The sequence below is a fragment of the Methanocorpusculum vombati genome (assembly GCF_026891935.1).
Lineage (GTDB): Archaea > Halobacteriota > Methanomicrobia > Methanomicrobiales > Methanocorpusculaceae > Methanocorpusculum > Methanocorpusculum vombati.
On record NZ_JAPTGC010000033.1, the window covers coordinates 1 to 4,514 of the forward strand.

The 4,514-nt window shown below is 47.8% G+C and carries 5 protein-coding genes; 1 reads left to right on the forward strand and 4 read right to left on the reverse strand.

Going from position 1 to position 4,514, the window contains the following annotated elements; translation table 11 throughout:
* Positions 1-310, forward strand: a 310-nt coding sequence (locus tag O0S09_RS09865; protein ID WP_268923807.1) for a hypothetical protein, incomplete at its 5' end; no start/stop codon positions are given.
* Here the strand turns inward: O0S09_RS09865 and O0S09_RS09870 are convergent.
* From O0S09_RS09870 to O0S09_RS09885, 4 genes are all read right to left on the reverse strand, one after another.
* A complete protein-coding gene (locus O0S09_RS09870; protein ID WP_268923808.1) occupies positions 305-916 on the reverse strand; it encodes a queuosine precursor transporter in 612 nt (203 codons plus the stop codon). The two genes, O0S09_RS09865 and O0S09_RS09870, sit on opposite strands and share 6 nt — an antisense overlap.
* 73 nt (positions 917-989) lie before the next feature.
* The gene (locus O0S09_RS09875) at positions 990-2,411 is read right to left on the reverse strand and encodes an ABC transporter permease (protein WP_268923809.1); all 1,422 of its coding nucleotides are present in this window, start codon (positions 2,409-2,411) and stop codon (positions 990-992) included.
* Between the two features lie 9 nt (positions 2,412-2,420).
* On the reverse strand, positions 2,421-3,590 hold the full coding sequence (locus O0S09_RS09880; protein WP_268923810.1) for a COG1361 S-layer family protein: 1,170 nt from the start codon (positions 3,588-3,590) through the stop codon (positions 2,421-2,423).
* 67 nt (positions 3,591-3,657) lie between these two features.
* Positions 3,658-4,143 carry a helix-turn-helix domain-containing protein gene (locus tag O0S09_RS09885; RefSeq protein WP_268923811.1) on the reverse strand — a complete coding sequence of 162 codons (486 nt, stop codon included), beginning with the start codon at positions 4,141-4,143 and terminating at the stop codon, positions 3,658-3,660.
* Positions 4,144-4,514 lie beyond the last annotated feature (371 nt).

Genomic DNA, 4,514 nt, shown 5'->3' on the forward strand with positions numbered 1-4,514 from the left:
GATGCTGCGCGATTCGTTCGTGTTAGCGTATTTTGGTGTGTTTTCCTTTGGTCTGTATGCGGCGCACGTCTTTTTTTCTCCGGATATTTTCGGTATGCTGTTCTGTCATGGTCTCTGGAGTCCTGTGCCGTGGATCCATACCCGCAGGCAAATTCCGATGTTCCGGTATAATAGAGGGGATGGTCAGAGCCGGAGTCTCTGCTATTTTTCCAAAAGAAAACCCCGTAAAAATGTACTATCAGCTTTTTTGAAAAATCATAACGCCCCGGAACGAATACTTATCTCGCAAAAAAGAAGAAAATTATTATGATTGCTTGCCGTGATCCCGTGTCAGATAATAAAACACCGGTGTATCAGCAAGTGCAAACACCCACTTCACCACATACTGACTCACCATCATCCACCCCAGATTTGGTACAACGCCCCAGAACCCGATAGTAATAAAGATCACCGTATCAAACAGCTGACTTACCATCGTACTTCCATTATTTCGCATCCACTTCGGCTCAAATCGTCCCCGCAGCCAGTGAAACAGATGCACATCCAGCGTTTGGGCAACACCATACGCAACCAGAGATGCCAGAACAAACCGGGCACTGGTACCAAGCGTCTCCGCAAACGAACTCTGGAACTCAAGCATATAGCCTGCCGGCGGCAGATAAATTGCAATATAGATCAGAACCAGCGAAAAGATCTGCACAACAAAACCCAGATGCACTGTCCGGCGTGCCTCCTCTCTCCCCCAAATCTCACTGATCACATCCGTACACAAAAACGTAATCGGATATGCAATCACCGCGGCAGGAATCTCAATCCATCCAATACAAACAACCTTTGCTGCAATAATATTGGAAACGATCAGACTCACCACAAAAAAACAGGTCAGCACCACAAGAGACCGCTCACTCTTAATCAATCATCTCACCATCCAAAGATTCCATTATGTTGGTGCTGAAAGTATATCTCTACTATCTAAAAAAAGAAAAAAATTATTGCTCATTCAGCGCATTGATCGGATCCATATTTGCCGCACGCCATGCCGGATACAGCGCAGACAACAGACCGACCGTCATACCGACCGCAACTCCCAGAGGAATATACATAAGCACATTCGCCGAGAACGTATAGTTCAGCACATCCGCAAGACTCACCTGCACCTGTTCAACCGGAAGCCCCATCATCTGCATCATGGCCGCATTCGGGTTCAGCGTTGCCGCACTCTCCGCGATCATATCGCGGGCCTTAAACAACGCAAAGACCAGACTGAGAACACCGCCGATAATAGAACCGACAATCGACATAATCCCTGCCTCACAGAGGAACATCGTTAGAACCTGACGCTTCTTGGTACCGATACTCCGCAGAATACCGATCTCATGCGTCCGCTGGGTAACCGACATCAGCATCACATTAAAGATACCAACCGCGGCAACCAGCAGTGCAATGGCCCCCATCGACATCATTTCCTTCGAAGACGAAGCAATGATATCTTTTACCGGCTGTGTTGCTGCACTGGAATTCGTAATATCCACACGGCTCCCCTTCTCGTTCAGATATCCGTCAATCTTCTCCTGCATCTCCGGTGCGGCACTGACATCCTTTACCACCACAACGGCCGACTCGTATCCCTTTGTCAGCATGGAATAGGTATTAAAGTTTGATTTAAACCAGCTGTCGCTCCCGACAACACTGTTATCGGATGAGATCATCAGACCTTCACCGGTATTCTTCATGATACCGCTGATCTTTACCTTCACGTTCTTCTGCTGGCCACTCTTGTACACTTTGAAGATCAGCTCATCACCTACGGTTACCTCATTCTTCTTTGCAAATTTGGAACCGACCAGAACCTCACTCTTGACCTTCGGGTACTTTCCGGACTCCAGCACAAACATTGAGGGGAGATACTTGTTCTCAATACCGTACACGTTGACGTAATTGCTCATGAAGTCATTGGGATCTTTCTGGGGCCGTTTCTTGTCTGAGTATTCATCCTCCACAACCTCGAAGGTGGACATCGTTGATTTGTAGGGAATCACCGGATACGGTGTCGTAATCTTACCCAGCTCCCGTATCTGCTTGTCGGTAATTCCTTCCATCTTCGGCTGGACGTACCCGCCACTGTCATACGCTGCAACAGACGTTGAGACCATCATTCCACCAACTACGCCATAGTAGTTGGTGGACTCCTCATACTGGTTCCAGAGATATGTGTAGTTCACCTGAAGATAGATCGACTCGCCGATCTCATTCATCGACTGAAACTGTGAGTTCTCCAGAATTGCTCCGGACATGCCGGTCGTTGCAATGGCTATAATACCAATTGTAATTCCAAGAATCGCCAGAATGGATCTGAATTTATTCAGCCGGAGATTACGGAGTGCAAGCTGAAAAAATATAAGTGGATTCATGGATGATGATTATTTTCTGGTCCGGAGAACAATACCAAGGGCTACCAGACCGACAACCGCAAAGGCAGGAATCATGACCGGTGAACTCTGAGTCTGCGGTTTTTCCGTCGGAGTCAGATCGTAGTCAATGATACTGACAACGTTCTGTTCCTGATGGTACATGTTCAGCTCATCCTGATAGGTTACGATGATCGGAACGGTTGTCGGTTCACCACTGACGGAGAAGCTGAGTTCAAACTCTCCGTTGTCATTGCCTTCAATGACACCGAGTGCTGCCTGATAGGATCCTTCCGGGATTGCCGGAGGGCCTGCCACGACGACGACGGAGGAGACGTCACGCAGACCGGGGTTATAGATGGTTCCGGTAACTTTGTATTTGTTTTCGTACTTGGTTGCAACAAGGTCGGAGATGACGACACTGCTGCTTCCGGTGACGTAGACGGGGATCTCAACGGTACTGGAGTGGGTGTTCTTGCCGTTGCGGTACTCGGACTTTACGATAAGGTTGGTATCGCCGGCTGTAGCAATGTCGATCTCAATATCGGTGTAGTTGTTGGCTGTGACTGTTCCGAGGAAGTATCCATCCTGTTTGCTGGTGATGCCATCACCGCTGATGGAGATGGTGAGGCCGGTGATCTGATAGGCACGCGGGTTTCCGATACGGAGTTTGTATTTGCCCATGCTTCCCTGCGAGATCATGTTCGGTTTTTCGATGAACTGGATGCTCAGGTCGGAATCGTCAATCTCGATGGGAATCTGTACACGAACCGGGTTGGTGACACTTCCTCCTCCTTCGACGGTGTAGTCAACAGAGAAGTAGGGGTATGCCATGCCGACCGTGGTGGAACCGGTTGGTTTGATTTGCAGACTGACGGCGGTTTCCCCACCGGCACCGAGAAGTCCGACCGGAACCATCTGTTTGCTGTTGAGGTACTGGAACTGACCACCCAGAAGTGCCGGCATGCCGACGTTAACCGGAGTGGATCCGGCGTTTTTCAGGGTAACGGTAAGAATGCCTTCGTCCCCGGGATAGAAGACTTTGGGATCCAAGCTGTATCCTGTTACAATTACCTGGCCGCTTGTTGTGGTTTCCGCGGCTGCGGCATTTCCTGCACAGGAAAATATCAATAGTATGCAGACAAGCGTTCCGAGGATCGCTGTGCGAGCGGTTGCTCTCATATGAAAGAATCGTTAGTTCTCTACCTATATGAATGTAATCAACAATTTACATTATGTAATCGTGGGGCTACAATCTTTTTGCAATGGAGTCGACAGCAGTAAAGACTGCGTCCATCTCTGGTTTCATGATTGCGACGGGTACGTCTACGAGCCGTTCGATAAGGGATGCGAGAATGGGAGCACAGATGATTCCTGCAGCACCGTCGTATCGCGCCCGAACTGCGGCAAGGATACAGTCATCAAGTGAGTTGGCGGTGTAGCCTTTGATGCGGTATTCGATGCCGCCAATGTCAACTTTTGTTCCTTCTATCTCATCGAGCAGAAATTTTGCTGCAATAAGGGCGATGAATTTTCCATGGTGCGGGGAGAAGACGTTGACGATTTTTTTGACGGTGGATAAACGGGGGTCGCGTTCCCCGGAGGATATTTTGTAAAGCGTAACTGGGGGGATTCCTGTTTCTTCGGAGAGTTGGCGGATTGTCATGCTGCGACGGTCGAGTTCTTCGGAGAGTGCGGTTTTGAAGTCGGTTTCAAATATTCGCTGTTCAAACATTCTGATATTATTGTATACGAATCCTGGTATATATTGTACATTGATTTTTTGAGTGATTTTTGTTTGGTAGGATTCAATGTTTTTGTAGGTGGTAGGATTCAATTTGTCTGGTTGTTATTTGTTGTACTTTGTTTGTTGTTTTTGTTTCGTTTGTATGGGTTTGTATCTGTGGTTTCGTTGATCGGCGAAGTGTTTTTTGTGTGAAATTCGCGAGTATTTGACGTATTTTTGGATCGGGTCTGGTAGGAGGTTTAATGGGAGATTTTTTGGATGGGGGTTTACTGGATATTTTGTTTGAGATTTTTCAGAGTTTTGCGATTTTCTGGAAATTTTCGTGAGGGTGATTGAATCCTCATTTAGGAGGAATTACA

Excerpts from the sequence above, each read along its gene's own strand:
- O0S09_RS09875 (WP_268923809.1), bottom strand. The coding sequence starts at position 2,411 with ATGAATCCACTTATATTTTTTCAGCTTGCACTCCGTAATCTCCGGCTG.
- O0S09_RS09880 (WP_268923810.1), bottom strand. The coding sequence starts at position 3,590 with ATGAGAGCAACCGCTCGCACAGCGATCCTCGGAACGCTTGTCTGCATA.
- O0S09_RS09885 (WP_268923811.1), bottom strand. The coding sequence starts at position 4,143 with ATGTTTGAACAGCGAATATTTGAAACCGACTTCAAAACCGCACTCTCC.